This window comes from Caldicellulosiruptor changbaiensis, assembly GCF_003999255.1.
GTDB classification, from domain to species: domain Bacteria; phylum Bacillota; class Thermoanaerobacteria; order Caldicellulosiruptorales; family Caldicellulosiruptoraceae; genus Caldicellulosiruptor; species Caldicellulosiruptor changbaiensis.
Genome location: NZ_CP034791.1, coordinates 992,751 through 1,008,844, shown reverse-complemented (window position 1 = coordinate 1,008,844; position 16,094 = coordinate 992,751). Strand labels below are relative to the sequence as shown.

Here is a 16,094-nt window from a genome sequence, read left to right as displayed (position 1 = left end):
CTCCTTAGAACCTACTTTATTTTGCATTTTTATTTGCCTTCTGTTGTTCAAGTTCTCTTTCTCTTAGGATTGTCTTTATTCTTGCAATTGTTCTTTTAACCTCTCTAATTCTCATTGGATTTTCAAGCTGGTTTGTTGCAAGCTGAAATCTCAAGTTAAAAAGTTCATTTTTCAACTTCTTTAGCTCATTGTGAAGCTCTTGATTTGTCATCTCACGAATCTTAGACGCCTTCATTTACCTCACCACCCATTTCCACATCTTGTCTTGAAACTATCTTACACTTTATTGGCAGTTTATGGATAGCAAGTCTTAAAGCCTCTTTTGCAACCTCTTCATCAACACCGCCCACCTCAAACATAACTCTTCCTGGTTTTACTACTGCAACCCAGTACTCAGGCGAACCTTTACCAGAACCCATTCGTGTCTCTGCAGGTTTTCTCGTCACAGGCTTGTCAGGAAATATCTTTATCCAAACCTTACCGCCTCTTTTTATATGTCTTGCAATAGCTACTCTGGCAGCCTCAATCTGATTGCTCGTAATCCAACCTGGCTCTAATGCCATAATACCAAAATCACCATATGCAACAAAGTTGCCTCTTGTTGCTTTTCCTTTCATTCTGCCACGCTGTTGTTTTCTGTACTTGACACGCTTTGGCATAAGCATTATTTATCTCCTCCTTTTTCAGCAGCTGCTCCTTTTTGCGGCAACACATCGCCTTTATATATCCACGTTTTAACACCAATTCTTCCGTATGTGGTATGAGCCTCTGCAAATCCATAGTCAATGTCTGCCCTTAAAGTCTGGAGAGGAATTCTCCCTTCCTTATACCACTCAGTTCTTGCAATGTCAGCACCGCCAAGTCGGCCAGATACCATCGTCTTGATACCTTTTGCACCGCTTCTAAGTGCTCTTGCCATTGCTTGTTTCATAGCCTTTCTGAATGAAACTCTCTTTTCAAGCTGAGCAGCAATATTCTCTGCAACAAGCTGTGCATCAAGCTCTGGTACCTTAATCTCCTTTATATCAACTGAGATTGTCTTTCCACCTGTAATCTTTTCAAGCTCTTTTCTCAAAGCCTCAACACCAGAACCTGCTCTTCCTATAACAATCCCCGGTTTTGCTGTATGAATTATAACCTTTATTCTCTTTGCAGCTCTTTCTATCTCAATTCTTGAAATTCCTGCATTGTAGAGTTTTTCCTTAATATGACGTCTGATTTTGTAGTCTTCAAGTAAATACTTTTCAAAATCTTTGTCATTTGCAAACCATCTTGAATCCCAGTCCTTGATAATCCCAAGCCTAAACCCCTTTGGATGAACCTTTTGACCCATTTATTTCCCTCCTTATCAAAAGTTACTCTCTTTCTTTGAGTACAACTGTAATATGGCTTGTTCTTTTTCTAATCAAGAAGGCTCTTCCTTGTGCTCTCGGTCTTATTCTTTTTAGCATAGGTCCACCGTTTGCATAAATCTCTGCTATATAGAGTTTATCAACATTCATGTTATGGTTATTTTCTGCATTAGCAATCGCTGACTTTAGGAGCTTTTCAACAAACCTTGCACCTCTTTTTGGTATAAATTTCAATATATTCAAAGCTTCTTGAACAGGTTTATTTCTGATAAGATCAATAACTATTCTGACCTTTCGTGGCGATATCATTGCATAGCGCAAGGTAGCTGTTGCCTTTTTCACTTCAGTATTTGTATTTACAGCCTTTTCCACAAGCTTCTCCTCCCTTCTAACAATTGAACACTAAAATCCTAAAACCACAATAATTTTTATTTCAGCGCAGTTGACCTTTCTGTGTGATGCCCATGTCCTTTGAATGTTCTTGTTGGAGCAAACTCGCCAAGCTTATGTCCAACCATCTCTTCTGTTATATACACAGGCACATGCTTTCTTCCATCATAGACAGCTATTGTATGACCCACCATCTGAGGCAAAATTGTTGACCTTCGAGACCATGTCTTGATAACCTTTTTCTCATTGTTCTGGTTTAGTTTTTCAATCTTTTTTAAAAGCTTTGGGTCACAATAAGGACCTTTTTTTAAAGATCTGCCCACGCTTATCCCTCCTTGTATAATTATTTTCGTAAGACACATCAAAAAAATTCCAATAAAATAACAACCAAAGTTTCGGTTAACATAAGATTTTAAGACGCATCGACTAAAATAACATTTCTAATCCATCCTCTTTGAGAGGAAAGCAGCGCAAAATCACTTCTCGCTGCTTGTGGCTTCTAATCTTTAGCCACTTTTTAAACACTATCTTTAACGCTGGCCTCTTGCCAGCCTTGCTAACTTTGATATAATTCTTTCTATCTGGGCATGGAATTTAATGTCCTTACCCCCCTGGGTGCGGATTTTTAAATCCCGCTTACCCGCAAACGAGACTATTATTCCATTCCAGGTAAGTCTAAACTATTTGGCTGGTTGAGGCCAGCTTAAAACCTAATTAAAGCTGGTTCCTCGTATCACTTGCAAGGTTGTATACTTACCTTCGCTCGGAATGGAAAACTCATGCCCTAATTCAATTTTAAAACTACTTACGAGGAGGTCTTACGCCATGAACTTAAAACCTATTGCCGGGATTGATGTCTCTAAATATTTCAGCGAAATGGTGGTTATCTCTCCTACAAATGAAATAATCGCTCGCTTGACTATCCATCACAACAATCCCTCTGACTTTGATAGGGCTATCGAAATCCTTAAAAAAGTTGAAGAGGATTTCGCGGCTCGCCCTACCATCGTCATGGAAGCCACAGGGCATTACCACAAAATCCTCTCCCGCTTCTTTACTTCTAATGGCTGGGATGTTGCAATTATCAACCCCATCCAATCTAATTCTATCAAAAATGCGGGAGTTAGAAAAGTAAAAAATGATAAAATTGATGCCCTGTGGATTGCCTTAACTTTCAGACTTACTAACTCTACTACAGCACAACCTTCATCTGAAATCCTTGAGTGCTTGAAAAACCTATGCCGTCAGTATTACAACCTCAGCGATGAGTTAACCTCTTACAAATATAGACTTACTTCTGTCGTCGACCAAATTATGCTCAATTTCAAAGAGGTCTTCCCTGACATTTGCTCTAAAACATCTTTGGCTATACTTGAAAACTACCCCACTCCAAACGATATCTTGGGCGCTGACACCGAAAAACTTATTTCCATCATTCAGCAAACTTCTAAAAAAAGCTACCAATGGGCTAAAGAAAAATACGAACTACTCATTGCAAAAGCTAAAGAATTTAAGTCTTTTTCTATCTCCAACTTGGCAAATGTTACTATGCTTAAAGTCTATATTAACATGGTCTTAACTTTACAGCAAAACATCGACAAAATTTTTGAATCCATAAATCAACTTGTTCAGCAGTCTTCACAGACTCAGCCTTCAATATCCGAAAATATTAACCTTCTTCAATCTATCCCCGGCATAGGTTTTCTATCCGCTGCAACTATCCTTGCTGAAATAGGTGATTTCGAAAAATTTTCAAAACCCAATAAACTTGTTGCCTTCTTTGGCATTGATCCTTCCGTAAATCAATCGGGACAATTTGTTGGCACAAAAAACAAAATGTCTAAACGTGGCTCTAAAATCTTGCGAAGAATCTTATTTACAATTGCTCTTGCTAATATCAGAACCAAAAGAGATTCTAAGCCTTGTAATCCTGTGCTATTCGAATACTATCAGAAAAAATGCCAACAAAAGCCTAAAAAAGTTGCATTAGGCGCTGTTATGAGAAAAATTATTTGTATCATCTTTGCTGTTATGCGTGATAAAAAACCTTTTGAACTTAGAACTCCTGAGGAACATATTCGAAGATGCTTTAATAACACTGCTGTTTATTGCGTATAAATAGTTGTTTTATTAATGAAACATTAGTTAACCATAATATGTGCTCAGCCTCCATATGTTATGTCAACTTCTAATGGATGGCTTACCTTCTTATACCCTTTTAAAAGAATTTTCTACCATAAAATGTTATCAAAAATTTTTTAAAAAACTCTTGACTTTAATTAGCTGGTCTCACTTATAAAGCTGCTTTTATATTATTTTCTTCTCTTGACAATGAATTTGTCTGATGGTTTATTCTTCTTTCTTGTCTTGTAACCCAATGTTGGTTTGCCCCACGGTGTAAGTGGCCCTGGATGACCAATTGGTGCTTTACCTTCACCACCGCCGTGTGGATGGTCAACAGGGTTCATTGCAGAACCTCTAACTGTTGGTCTGATACCCATCCATCTTTTACGTCCAGCTTTTCCTATTCTGACATTCTCATGGTCTAAGTTTCCAACCTGACCTATTGTAGCTCTGCACTCTTGGCTTACATATCTGAGTTCACCAGATGGAAGTCTGATAAGAGCATATTTGCCTTCCTTTGCCATGAGCTGTGCAACTGCACCTGCACTTTTCACAAGCTGACCGCCTCTGCCGGGATATAGCTCAATGTTGTGTATCATTGTACCAACAGGAATATATTTAAGTGGCAAAGCATTACCAACTTTAATATCTGCATCAGGACCTGACATAACAGTATCTCCAACTTTTAAGCCCTCAGGTGCTAAGATATATCTTCTTTCACCATCTGCATAACATAAGAGTGCCAAAAATGCTGTTCTGTTTGGGTCGTACTCGATAGCCTCAACCTTTGCAGGAATACCATCCTTATCCCTTTTAAAGTCAACAATTCTTATCTTTTTCTTATGTCCGCCACCTCTATGACGAACAGTAATTCTTCCTTGATTGTTTCTTCCTGCCCATTTCTTTTCTGTAAATACTAAGGATTTTTCAGGCTCTGTCTTTGTAATGATCTCTTTATAGTTCAAAACTGATGCATTTCTGCGGCCTGGCGATGTAGGCTTGTAGACTATTATACCCACCTTTTTTCCCCTCCTTATTAGCATTTATGCTCAATTAGATTAAGCTGTCAAAGAACTCTATTGTCTTGCTCTTGTCTGTGAGTTTAACAATGGCCTTTTTCCATGCCTTTGTTCTTCCTTCAAATCTTCCTACTCTCTTTCTCTTTGGTTTTACATTCATTGTCCAAACCTTTTCAACCTCAACGCCAAACAGCTGCTCAACAGCTTTCTTTATCTCAATTTTGTTAGCTCTTCTATCAACTTCAAATGTGTATTTTTTCTGTGGAATCATGCTCATGCTCTTTTCTGTTATTATTGGCCTTTTAATTATCTCTTCTGGCAACATATTATGCGTACACCTCCTCTACTTTCTTTACAGCGTCCTGGAGGATAATAAACTTGTCATATTTTAGTATATCAAACACATTCAAGTTTCCTACTTGCAATGTCTTTACTTCCGGAATGTTCTTTGTTGACTTTTGTAAATATTCATTCCTTTCAGGAATTACTATCAAGGCTTTTTCATTCTCAAGCCCTAAATTCTTTAAAACCCTGATTACCTCTTTTGTTCTATACTGGTTCATATCCCATTTGTCAAGCACAATGAGATTGTTCTCTTTGACTTTGGAAGACAGTGCACATTTTAAAGCAAGTCTTCTTACTTTCTTTGGAAGGTCTATTGAAAAATCTCTTGGTTTTTTTGCAAATACAACGCCACCTTTTCTCCATGTGGGAGCTCTGATAGAACCTTGTCTTGCTCTACCTGTTCCTTTCTGCCTCCATGGCTTTCTACCACCACCACGGACTTCTGCTCTTGTCTTTGCAGCAAATGTCCCCTGACGTCTGTTTGCAAGATGTGCAACAACAGCTTGGTGCAAAACATGAGTATTTATAGGAACATTGAAGATTGAGTCATTAAGCTCAATCTCACCAATCTGTTGCCCTTCTATATTGTAAACCGGAACCTTTGGCATTCTTTTTCCTCCTTCCTAAAACTTAAAGCTTATTTGCTCTTAACTGAGTCTCGGATTATTAAAAGTGAATTCTTATTTCCTGGAACACTTCCCTTTACAAGAAGCAGGTTTCTTTCTGGGTCAACCCTTACAACCTGCAAGTTCAAAACTGTCACTCTCTGACCACCCATTCTACCAGGCATCTTTTTACCTGGGAATGTTCTTGCAGGGAATGTATTAGAACCCATTGAACCAACTCTTCTGTGATACATAGAACCGTGGCTCATAGGACCTCTTTGCTGACCATGTCTTTTGATAACACCTTGGAATCCTTTAGCTTTTGAAATACCAGTTACATCTACTCTTTCGCCAGGTGAAAAGATGTCAACCCTTATCTCTTGCCCAACTTCATATTTATCTGCATCTTTTAGCCTCAATTCTCTCAAATATCTCTTTGGCTTTACACCGTGTTTTGCAAAATGACCTCTTAAAGGCTTGTTTAGTTTGGTTTCTTTTATATCCTCAAAACCCACTTGAATAGCTGCATAACCATCTTTTTCAACTGTCTTTTTTTGAACAACAACACATGGCCCTGCTTCAATTACTGTGACAGGTATTACCTTCCCTGCCTCATCAAAAACCTGTGTCATACCTATTTTTTTGCCAAGTATACCCTTTGTCATGTGCTTACACCTCCTTTAGCTTAATCTCGATGTCAACACCTGCAGGAAGTTCAACTCTCATAAGTGCATCGACTGTTTTCTGTGTGGGCTTGATAATGTCAATAAGTCTTTTGTGAGTTTTGATTTCAAATTGTTCACGCGAATCCTTATACTTGTGTGGTGCCCTGATAATTGTAATTACCTCTCTGTCTGTTGGCAGTGGTACTGGTCCTGATACCTCTGCACCTGTACTCTTTGCTGTCTCAACAATCTTCCTTGCTGACTGATCTAAAAGCTTGTAATCAAACGATTTTAACTTGATTCGCATTCTTTGTGCCTTTGACATGTATTCCCCTCCTTAAAAATAGTGTTATTTTATTTTATCTGCGACAGGGGAACTTGGCAACTTAGCCGTGTGTGTCAGAACTTTTTATATAAAAATACCCGGAGTTTTCCATCTTCGGGCATAAAAACACCGGGCATGAAATATTCTTTCATACCTTCCCCGTGTCGCCCGTCTCAAAGGACAAGACATACTCAGCAAAAATTCCCTGCAAAGTCCTTTACCTTTGCAGCAACCTTTTGCCTCATCGCAAGCTTTTTAAGTAGTTTTTTCTTTTACCCACACAACGACTTTATAATTTTATAATAAAAAAAGGCGGTTTGCAAGAGAAATTTTAATAAGTTGCTCCGCCTTCTTGATAGATTTTTTTAATTAGCTCAACGTCAACCTCATCCGCCTTTACAAAGTGATTTGGTTCAGCACCACAATATGGACACGGAGAATTTAAATCAACAATCTCATAACCACAAATTCCACAGACATATTTTTCTTGCATATTCATTTTACCTCCTCAGTATATTTTACTTCCCTTGTTATTTATTTAATACCCACAAATCAAAATTTTCTATCAAGATAATCTTTTAACAATTTGATATGTTTCTCTTCGTCAAGTATTATTCTTTCTAAAAGCTTTCTGATGTACCTATCATCTATCATTTCAATGTGCCTCTTGTAATTTTTGATTGCCTCCTTTTCGGATTGTATATCAATTTTTATCATGTCTTTTAAATCTTTGTCGTAGTTTACAAAATACCCGTTCCAGTACTGACCATATGTTGTGTAAGAACCCCTATATTTTGGCAGTGCACCAAGTAGGTAAATTGTAGTACCAAGAAGGTCCAAGTGTTTCATCTCAACCCAAGCAATTCCAATAATCAGCTCTGCAAAGTCTTTGTTTCTTACATCACTTATAAAATGCTGGTAAGAATAGAGTGCAATTGCTGTAAATTCACTTGCATATCCTGCATAGTCATCAAGCAAAATCTCTGCATAGTGCCTGTTTGGCTCTTCAACTTTTGGCTCTGGATATGGTGCATCATATGCAAACTTAGTCCAATCCATTTTTAACCTATTACCTCCCAAAAGTTTTTATTGGGCTTTTAATACATTATATTTTTGAAAGCAATTTTTGCTACTTTTCAGACTTCATTTTGAAAAACTTCCTAAAAGGACGGATAATTTATCAAAAAACTTTGGTAAAACTTTTTGAGGTTTTGATGTATAATTAGCTTAAAGTAAAGAAGTTTCAAAGTAGTTTAAGGTGGTGGAAAAGATTTATGAAAATAGGTGTGGGAAATCTTCTCTTATCAATCTCATACTTAATAGACATCGCCCAAGGCAGAAAGGAACATGCACCAAAGGTTACATATATATCTTTGCAAATTGCAAAACAACTACAAGTCGAAAAAGGTGAGATAAAAAAGATTTATTACGCATCATTTCTGCATGATATTGGTATCACTGTTTCTGATAATAATTTTTATGCTTCACATTTGGATATTCAACTCGCAAAAAAACATTGCCTGTTAGGATATGAGTTTGTTAGAAAGCTCCCATTAGATGAAGAGATTTCAGAAATCATTAAATACCATCATGACTTTTACAACGGCTCTGGTGCATTCGGATACGACTATAGAGTTTTGCCATTGGCCTCTCAGATTATAAATCTGGCTGACCAGATAGACATAAGCATGAACTGGTCAAAGCCTTACTATTTACAGGTTGATGATTTAAAAGAGTGGGTGGGGAAAAATAAAGGCATTTTGTTTAATCCATTTATAGTTGATGCATTTTTAGATATTACTGATAAGGATAAATTTTGGTTAGACCTTTACAACCCTCAACTGAGGCAGATCATCTTAGGACTTTTACCAGATGATGAGGTTTACTTTAACATACAAACTATGCTCAAATTCTCCGAAGCAATTGCTCTTTTGATTGACAATAAAAGCAAGTTTACCCATCTTCACTCCCAGGGGTTGTCAGAGGTAGTATTTGAAATTGCCAAAATAATGGGATTAGATGATGAAACTTCATATAAACTAAAAATTGCTGGCTATTTACATGATTTGGGCAAGATGGTTGTACCAAATGAGATACTAAACAAAGAGGGAAAGCTTACAAAAGAGGAATTTTACATAATAAAGTCACATCCGTACTACACAAAGCTAATTTTAGACCAAATCCCTGTGTTCAAAGGCGAAATCTCCAACTGGGCAGGAAATCACCACGAAAGGGTAAATAGAAGTGGATATCCTGAAAAACTTGGAAAAGATGAACTTTCTCTTTTAGATAGAGTAGTGGGAATATGCGATGTATACCAAGCCCTCATTGAAGATAGACCATACCGAAAAGGATTGGGTCAAAAAGAAGCACTAAGTATTATTTATGATATGGTGAAGAATGAACTATTTTTAGAGGAAGAGTTTGAACTTCTCAAAAGAGCAGTGGTATAAAGAGAAAACTTTACTACTGCTCTTTATAGCTACTGCCTTTGATAACAAATCTTGCACCAACTGGTTCAGCATTCTCAGCTTCTACTGCAAAGCCATGCTTGTCAAAGATTGCTTTGGCAATTGAAAGTCCTAAGCCAATTTCTCCTCTTTTCCCTTTAAAAAATCTTTCAAAGATTTTGTCAATTTCATCATTTTTGAAACCTTCTCCGTTATCTTCTATTCTAACTTCAAATTCGTCCTTTTGAAGTTTAATTTCAATCACTACTTTACTTTTAGCATACCTTATACAATTAGAAATTATATTAGAAAAAGCTTCTTTTAGCTTTTCTTTATCACACAAAACTGGAATTTTGGTGTTAGGCTCAAATACTATTTCAATTCCTTTTGAAAGAGCATACCCTTCATTGTCTAAAACTGCATCAAAAAGGATATCTTCCAGATTCCTCTTTTCAAATACAAAATAGTTCTCAACAGATTCAATCTTGGTAAGGTCTATAATCTGGTTTATCAATATCTTTAGCTTATCTACATGCTCAATTATCCTGTCGGCTGCGTGATTAGCCTTCTCTACATCTAAAAGTCCCATTTTCAGAACTTCTGCATACCCACGAATAGAAGTAAGCGGTGTTTTCAATTCATGAGAGATGTTTTGCAGAAATCTAATCTGTGCCTGGTTATATTCCGAAATCTTTTCTATAAGCTTGTTAAACTCATGTGCAATCATACCAACTTCATCTCTTGAACCTACCTCAACCTTTTTATTAAATCTCATCTTTGAAGCTTCTATTATTCCCTCTTTTAACTTCAGAAGACCCTGAATTATTTGCTTAGATACAAACACACTAACTGCAGCTGCCAAGAGCGCAGTAAAGATTGCAATCTGGAAAATGAGACTAAAAAACCTCTTTTGAAAAATTGAAATTCTTTCTAAGTCACTGATAATAAGGATAAAGAAATGTGTATTTGATTTACTTTTATACAAAGTAAACAAATAAGGTTTCTCCTGTAATTGTCCAATTTCAAAACTATATGAAAACTCCTTATTCTCATCAAATAACTTCATTATTTTTACTCGCGCTTCAACATCCAGCTCTTTATTTGAATACTCAATTGAGCCATCATTAGTAACTATTACAATATAGTCCTGAAGAAATTTATATCCCCATGTTTCAAAATATGACTCAAATTTTTTTAGATCTTTAATATTTTTACTTTGATTTATAAAAAAGGATTCAACAAGCTTTGCAAATCTTAAATTATCTGTTTTTACCTGTTCTATTAAGTTACTTTTAAAAGTAGCATAAAAAATTATCGAAAATGTAGCAAATATGAACACTATGAGACCTAAGTATGAAAGATAGATTTTAGTTCTGATTTTCATCTTTCTTCTCCTCGAGTTTATATCCAAGTCCCCACATTGTCTTTATCTCGATAGGAAGTTTATACTGTAAAATCTTTTTTCTCAACCTTTTTATCACATCATCTACCATTCTTTCATCATATAAAGCCGGGGCTCCCCATACCTGCTCTAATATGTAGCTTCTTTTGAGTACCTTGGAGTGCTCCCTAAAGAGAAGTAAAAATGTCTCAAATTCTTTTGGCGAAAGGTCCACTTTTACATTATTGTAAAATACACTCTTCTGATTTAAATCAACCTTTATTCCAAAAAATTCTAAGACATTGTCAACTTTAAGAGTATCTTTACCCACTCTTCGTAAAATTTTCTTAATTCTTGCTTCAAGCTCAAGTAGTGAAAACGGTTTTGATATGTAATCATCACTGCCAAGCTCAAGTCCCAAAACTTTATCAAACTCTTCACCTTTAGCCGAGAGCATTATAATTGGCACATTGCTACTTTTCCTTATTTTTTTGCACAGCTCATATCCATCAATGTCTGGGAGCATAATATCTAATATAACTATGTCAGGCTCATTTTCCTCAAACTCTTTTAAAAAACTCGAAGCATCTTCAAATGTTTTAACCTCGTAACCTCTGCTTATCAGATACTGATAGATAATGTCCAAAATATCTTTTTCATCATCGACAACATATACAAGGTATCTTGACATTGTGATTTTCCTCTCTTTTTTGAATAATTCAAAAAATATCTTGTCTTGTTTGAAAAATTCTTGAAACTTTTGTATACTATATAATTGTCAGGATTTATAAGACTATTTCTAAGATTCATTATAGCACATTTTATGCACTGTTTGCAGGAGGTGAAACAAGATGATAAAGTTTGGAACAGACGGCTGGAGAGCAGTAATCAGTAAGGATTACACTTTTGACAATGTAAAGATTGTCGCCCAAGCAATTGCTGACTATATCAAAGAAATTGATGACAAAAGACCTGTTTTGGTAGGATATGACACAAGATTTATGTCAGAAGAGTATGCTCGGCTTTGCGCAGGGGTTCTTGTTGCAAACGGCATAAAGACATATCTTACAAAAAAGCCAACACCAACACCTGTTGTATCATTTACTGTCAAGAACATGAATTTAGCAGGAGCTATAATGATTACAGCAAGCCATAACCCACCACAGTGGAATGGGATAAAGTTCAAAGGCGATTATGGTGGGTCTGCACTTCCGTCTATAATTGCTGAAATTGAAAAACATCTTTATAAAAATGAGGTAAAGTTTGTTGAACCTGAAGAAAGCAGTCTCTTTTCCTTTATAGATGCTGACAAGGACTATTTTGAACACATTGAAAAGCTTGTAGACCTTAATCTTATTGCAAAATTCAAACCTTTTGCAATAATCGATCCAATGCACGGTGCTGGAGTTGGATATGTTAAAACCTTGTTAGAAAAATATGGAATCAAACACATCCAGATAAGAGATGAAAGAAACCCGTACTTTGGAGGAGTCAATCCAGAACCTATTTATAAAAACCTTGGAAAATTGATTGATACTGTTGTCCAAAACAACGCAGACATTGGCCTTGCAACAGACGGCGATGCAGACAGGGTAGGGGCTGTTGATGAAAAAGGAGAGTTTATTGATTCACACAGAATATATGCACTGCTTCTGAGACATTTAGTTGAAGTAAAAGGTTTAAAGGGTGGTGTTGTAAAAACATTTTCAACAACCAATATGGTTCCTATTTTGGCAAACAAGTACGGGCTCAAAATCTATGAAACACCGATTGGCTTTAAATATATCTGCGAACTTTTCTTAAAAGAAGACATTCTCATTGGTGGCGAGGAAAGCGGGGGTATTGGAATCAAAAATCACATACCTGAAAGAGATGGAATTTTATGTAGCTTGCTTCTTCTTGAGATTATGGCTTATTATCAAAAACCAATCAGTCAAATACTTGACGAGCTTTTTAAAGAAATAGGTTATCACTACTATGACAGAGTTGACCTGCATTTGCCAAACGAAATCAAAGAAAAGACGTTGAAGATGATTTCCCAAAACACAGAGTTTGCAGGCAGAAAGATTAAAGAGATTCAAACATTAGACGGCTATAAATATATCTTTGAAGATGGCTCATGGATACTCTTCAGAGCATCTGGCACAGAACCTGTTTTGAGAGTATACACAGAACAGTTCACCAAAGACGAGGTCAAAAGGCTTTTAGATGAGGCTGTGAAGTTGATAGAGGAAATGAAATAAAAAGATTTAATAATTGGTCAATTATGTACTTTGTATTCTGTTTTCTTGCTTTTTTCTTTTTTTAATCTGTGATGTTAAAATATAGTTTTATTAGATATTAATGCCTAATCCTTGCAGCAAAAGGAATAAGGGAAATTTGATAAATAAATAACCAAATAGTAAAACAGCTGATGTTGGCATAATAAATATTCATAATCAATACTTAGTGATAAATAAGTTTAATTGTATTAGATATACAATTTTATAACTGATTGGCCAAATCTGAAAGAATACATTTATCTAATACACAAATGGGTAACTTTGTAATATTTTATTAGAGAAAAACATTCTAATTCAGGGAGATACTACAGAATGAAAAACAATAGAAATGCTATTAACTTGTTATGTTCTCAATTTATATCAGAGATTGGAAATTGGGTTGATAGGGTTGCTTTACTTACATTAGTGTATAGTGTTAGCAAGTCAAATTTACAAATGTCCATTCTTTCCATTTTGATATTATTACCTGCTGTTATATTTGGTATTCCATTTGGAAAAATAATTGATTTATCGAACAAAAAAATAATTTTGGTATTTGGAGATATTTCGAGAGCTTTATTAGTAATATTAGTACCTTTTTTAACTAATCATGTATTTCTGATTGTGTTTATTATATCTTCTATCACCGCTATTTATGAAAATACAAGAAATAGTATAATTCCAGAACTAATCACCAAAGAAGAAATACGTAAAATTAACAGTCTTAGTAGCTCACTAAATTCTATTATGATGGTTGTTGGTCCCTCAATAGGTGGGTTATTAACTTCTTATCTTAATTTGAAATATTGTTTTTTTATTGATTCATTTACTTTTCTTGTTTCTGCCATTTTCATTTCTCAAATTTCATACCATAAACACAAAAGCACTGAAAACCAAAGTAAAAATACAAGATATTTAGAATTCTTAGAATATTTGAAATCTAACTTTATCATAAAAAGTTTAATAATTCTCAATGGTTTAATTGGTTTATTTGCAGGAATTCTAAACGGACTGTTAATTGTTTATGTGATTAACTATTTACATACTGATTCAAAAGGATATGGTTTTATTCTGACATCAAAAGGAATTGCAATGGTTATTACCTCGCTTTTTGTTTATAAATATATAAAAACAATAAAAAACGAAACTCTTCTTTTAACAGGAGTAATAGGTATTGGAATTTCTACCATTTTATTCTCATTAAATAATATTTTTGTATTTGCTCTTTTCATCCATTTTGTGAATGGAATATGTAATTCATTTTATGCTATTGCTCGAACCACTATAATCCAAGGAAATTGTAACAAGAAACTATTAGGAAGAATTTTTAGCTTTAATTCAATAGTGGTAAATATTTCCTCAATTATTTCTTTGTTAATCGGAGGAATTATATCTAATACTATATCTGTTAAGACAATTTTCTTAACCAGCGGAATTAGCATTACACTAATAGGAATGGTTTATTTTATTAATTTATCAAAAAACTATCATGAAATACTTCAGCACAGTAGATAAAATAATATAAATTTTTTTAAACAGCGAGGCTATACAAATAATTTGTAGCCTCGCAAAACTTTCATTCAAACTTTCTCAAAAACTGGCTATAAAACTTATATGTCATATAAACATCAACCTTGCTTGTTATTTCAAATGTTGAGTGCATAGACAGAACTGGAACGCCTGAGTCTATAACATTTATCATCTTTCTTGCAATAAACATAGCAATTGTACCTCCACCGCCTTGGTCAACTTTACCTAAAAGACCTGTCTGCCAGCAGATGTTATTTGAGTTCAAAAAGTTTCTGATTTTGCCCACATACTCTGCTGTTGCTTCAGAACCACTGTATTTGCCTCTAACTCCTGTATACTTTTCAATGGTAACACCGTGACCAATTAACGTGGAATTAAGCTTATCATAAGCACCTTCATATGTGGGGTCAAGTGCTGCTGCAACATCACCCGAAATTGCTGCTGAGTTTTCAAAGCAAAGAGCCAAATCAAGGCTATTCTCGTACTCACCCAAAGCTTTCATTAGCTTTGCAACTGATATATCAAAAAAGCTTGCCTCAGCGCTTGATATTCCAACACTTCCTATCTCCTCTTTGTCAACCAAATAGACTATTGCAGTCTTTTCGGGAATTTCATCAATTGAAAATATAGCTTCTGCTGCCAAAAAGCTGCACGCTTTGTCATCCTGACCATATGCACCAATTAAGCTTCTGTCAAGTCCCACATCACGCGCTTTTGCAGCCGGCACAACTTCAATATCAGCTGAAATAAGATCTTCTTCTGTTATTCCATATTTATCATTCAAAATTTTTAATATGTTCAGCTTAACCTTTTCTTTTACCTTCTCATCATTAAACGGCATACTTCCTATAAGCACATTCAAATTTTCAGCCGGAATTGCCTCGCTTGCTTTTTTCTGAAGCTGCTCAGAAGATAAATGAACAAGAAGGTCTGTTATATAAAAAACAGGGTCATTTTCATCTTCACCAATTGTAATCTTCACTTTTGAACCATCACTTTTCACAACAACCCCGTGTATACTAAGTGGTACATTTACCCAGTGATATTTTTTAATACCACCATAGTAATGTGTCTTCAAAAGAACAAGCTCATTTGACTCATATAGTGGCTTTGGCTTCAAATCAAGTCGTGGAGAATCTATATGGCTATCTATAAGATTAAATCCTTCCTTTAAAGGTTTTTTCCCTATATGAGCAAGCAAAATGCTTTTGCTATTGTTGACAAAATATACCTTATCACCTGGCTTTAACTTTTGGATATTATTGTTAAATTCTATATATCCTTTTTCTTTAGCTCTTTCTATGAAATATTCAACTGCTTCTCTTTCTGTCTTTGCACAGTTCAAAAAGTGCTTATACTTTTCTGCCAAATCAAAAACAAAAGGCTTTTCTTCTTCTTTTAAAACTTCCCATGCATTTTTAGAAGTGTAGGATAATTTTTCATAAAGCTCTTGGCCGTAAGACTTCTCGCTCATTGTCTATACCTCCAATATTTTAGTGTCGAAAATGCCAAGTTCCTATTTAAATATTTTTTTCGCTTCATACAAACTATGATATCACAATCCTCTTTTTTTGGGTATTAATTTTAATATAAGAGTTTAAGATAAGATTTACTATTTAGTAATTCACCACTTTAGGAGATATTTCA

19 protein-coding genes are annotated in these 16,094 nt (G+C 35.2%); 4 read left to right on the top strand and 15 right to left on the bottom strand.

What is annotated here, in order from left to right:
* Positions 1–16: 16 nt before the first annotated feature.
* The 5 genes from rpmC to rpsS are packed head-to-tail and all read right to left on the bottom strand — an operon-like array spanning position 17 to position 2,065.
* Positions 17–235, bottom strand: coding sequence for a 50S ribosomal protein L29 (gene rpmC / locus ELD05_RS04695; protein WP_127351553.1), 219 nt, complete (start codon positions 233–235; stop codon positions 17–19).
* A complete protein-coding gene (gene rplP, locus ELD05_RS04690) occupies positions 222–665 on the bottom strand; it encodes a 50S ribosomal protein L16 (RefSeq protein WP_039764296.1) in 444 nt (147 codons plus the stop codon). Before rplP ends, rpmC begins: the two co-directional genes overlap by 14 nt.
* Complete coding sequence (gene rpsC / locus ELD05_RS04685) at positions 665–1,333, bottom strand: 30S ribosomal protein S3 (protein ID WP_127351552.1); 669 nt, start codon at positions 1,331–1,333, stop codon at positions 665–667. The genes rplP and rpsC overlap by 1 nt, the downstream gene beginning before the upstream one ends.
* Positions 1,334–1,355: 22 nt before the next feature.
* Positions 1,356–1,724 carry a 50S ribosomal protein L22 gene (gene rplV, locus ELD05_RS04680; protein ID WP_011917786.1) on the bottom strand — a complete coding sequence of 123 codons (369 nt, stop codon included), beginning with the start codon at positions 1,722–1,724 and terminating at the stop codon, positions 1,356–1,358.
* 56 nt (positions 1,725–1,780) lie between these two features.
* Entirely contained in the window at positions 1,781–2,065 is a 285-nt protein-coding gene (gene rpsS / locus ELD05_RS04675) for a 30S ribosomal protein S19 (protein WP_011917787.1), read from the bottom strand.
* Between the two features lie 502 nt (positions 2,066–2,567).
* Here rpsS and ELD05_RS04670 point away from each other — a divergent pair.
* Positions 2,568–3,860, top strand: coding sequence for an IS110 family RNA-guided transposase (locus ELD05_RS04670; protein ID WP_127351551.1), 1,293 nt, complete (start codon positions 2,568–2,570; stop codon positions 3,858–3,860).
* A 194-nt stretch (positions 3,861–4,054) separates the two neighbouring features.
* On the opposite strand, the gene rplB is transcribed toward ELD05_RS04670, so the two are convergent.
* From rplB to ELD05_RS04640, 7 genes are all read right to left on the bottom strand, one after another.
* Positions 4,055–4,885, bottom strand: coding sequence for a 50S ribosomal protein L2 (gene rplB, locus ELD05_RS04665; protein ID WP_011917788.1), 831 nt, complete (start codon positions 4,883–4,885; stop codon positions 4,055–4,057).
* A gap of 34 nt (positions 4,886–4,919) precedes the next feature.
* The gene (gene rplW / locus ELD05_RS04660; protein ID WP_011917789.1) at positions 4,920–5,210 is read right to left on the bottom strand and encodes a 50S ribosomal protein L23; all 291 of its coding nucleotides are present in this window, start codon (positions 5,208–5,210) and stop codon (positions 4,920–4,922) included.
* A gap of 1 nt (position 5,211) precedes the next feature.
* Complete coding sequence (gene rplD / locus ELD05_RS04655; RefSeq protein WP_039764290.1) at positions 5,212–5,838, bottom strand: 50S ribosomal protein L4; 627 nt, start codon at positions 5,836–5,838, stop codon at positions 5,212–5,214.
* Between the two features lie 29 nt (positions 5,839–5,867).
* Positions 5,868–6,500 carry a 50S ribosomal protein L3 gene (rplC, locus tag ELD05_RS04650; RefSeq protein ID WP_039764288.1) on the bottom strand — a complete coding sequence of 211 codons (633 nt, stop codon included), beginning with the start codon at positions 6,498–6,500 and terminating at the stop codon, positions 5,868–5,870.
* A 4-nt stretch (positions 6,501–6,504) separates the two neighbouring features.
* Positions 6,505–6,825, bottom strand: coding sequence for a 30S ribosomal protein S10 (gene rpsJ / locus ELD05_RS04645; RefSeq protein WP_011917792.1), 321 nt, complete (start codon positions 6,823–6,825; stop codon positions 6,505–6,507).
* A gap of 331 nt (positions 6,826–7,156) precedes the next feature.
* A complete protein-coding gene (locus tag ELD05_RS13980; RefSeq protein ID WP_206516926.1) occupies positions 7,157–7,324 on the bottom strand; it encodes a hypothetical protein in 168 nt (55 codons plus the stop codon).
* A gap of 53 nt (positions 7,325–7,377) precedes the next feature.
* Positions 7,378–7,884 (bottom strand): ferritin-like domain-containing protein, encoded by a 507-nt coding sequence (locus tag ELD05_RS04640; RefSeq protein ID WP_127351550.1) that lies wholly within the window; start codon positions 7,882–7,884, stop codon positions 7,378–7,380.
* Positions 7,885–8,099: 215 nt separating this feature from the next.
* Between ELD05_RS04640 and ELD05_RS04635 the strand changes: the two genes are divergently transcribed.
* On the top strand, positions 8,100–9,278 hold the full coding sequence (locus ELD05_RS04635; RefSeq protein WP_127351549.1) for an HD-GYP domain-containing protein: 1,179 nt from the start codon (positions 8,100–8,102) through the stop codon (positions 9,276–9,278).
* Between the two features lie 13 nt (positions 9,279–9,291).
* On the opposite strand, the gene ELD05_RS04630 is transcribed toward ELD05_RS04635, so the two are convergent.
* A complete protein-coding gene (locus tag ELD05_RS04630) occupies positions 9,292–10,659 on the bottom strand; it encodes a sensor histidine kinase (protein ID WP_127351548.1) in 1,368 nt (455 codons plus the stop codon).
* Positions 10,643–11,347 carry a response regulator transcription factor gene (locus ELD05_RS04625; protein WP_039764286.1) on the bottom strand — a complete coding sequence of 235 codons (705 nt, stop codon included), beginning with the start codon at positions 11,345–11,347 and terminating at the stop codon, positions 10,643–10,645. Before ELD05_RS04625 ends, ELD05_RS04630 begins: the two co-directional genes overlap by 17 nt.
* 160 nt (positions 11,348–11,507) lie before the next feature.
* Here ELD05_RS04625 and ELD05_RS04620 point away from each other — a divergent pair, with 160 nt between their 5' ends.
* Positions 11,508–12,899 (top strand): phosphoglucomutase/phosphomannomutase family protein, encoded by a 1,392-nt coding sequence (locus tag ELD05_RS04620; RefSeq protein WP_127351547.1) that lies wholly within the window; start codon positions 11,508–11,510, stop codon positions 12,897–12,899.
* Positions 12,900–13,250: 351 nt separating this feature from the next.
* The gene (locus ELD05_RS04615) at positions 13,251–14,432 is read left to right on the top strand and encodes an MFS transporter (protein ID WP_127351546.1); all 1,182 of its coding nucleotides are present in this window, start codon (positions 13,251–13,253) and stop codon (positions 14,430–14,432) included.
* A gap of 61 nt (positions 14,433–14,493) precedes the next feature.
* Here ELD05_RS04615 and ELD05_RS04610 read toward each other — a convergent pair whose 3' ends face one another.
* Positions 14,494–15,921: an aminopeptidase gene (locus ELD05_RS04610; RefSeq protein WP_127351545.1), complete on the bottom strand. Its 1,428-nt coding sequence runs from the start codon at positions 15,919–15,921 to the stop codon at positions 14,494–14,496.
* Between the last annotated feature and the right edge of the window lie 173 nt (positions 15,922–16,094).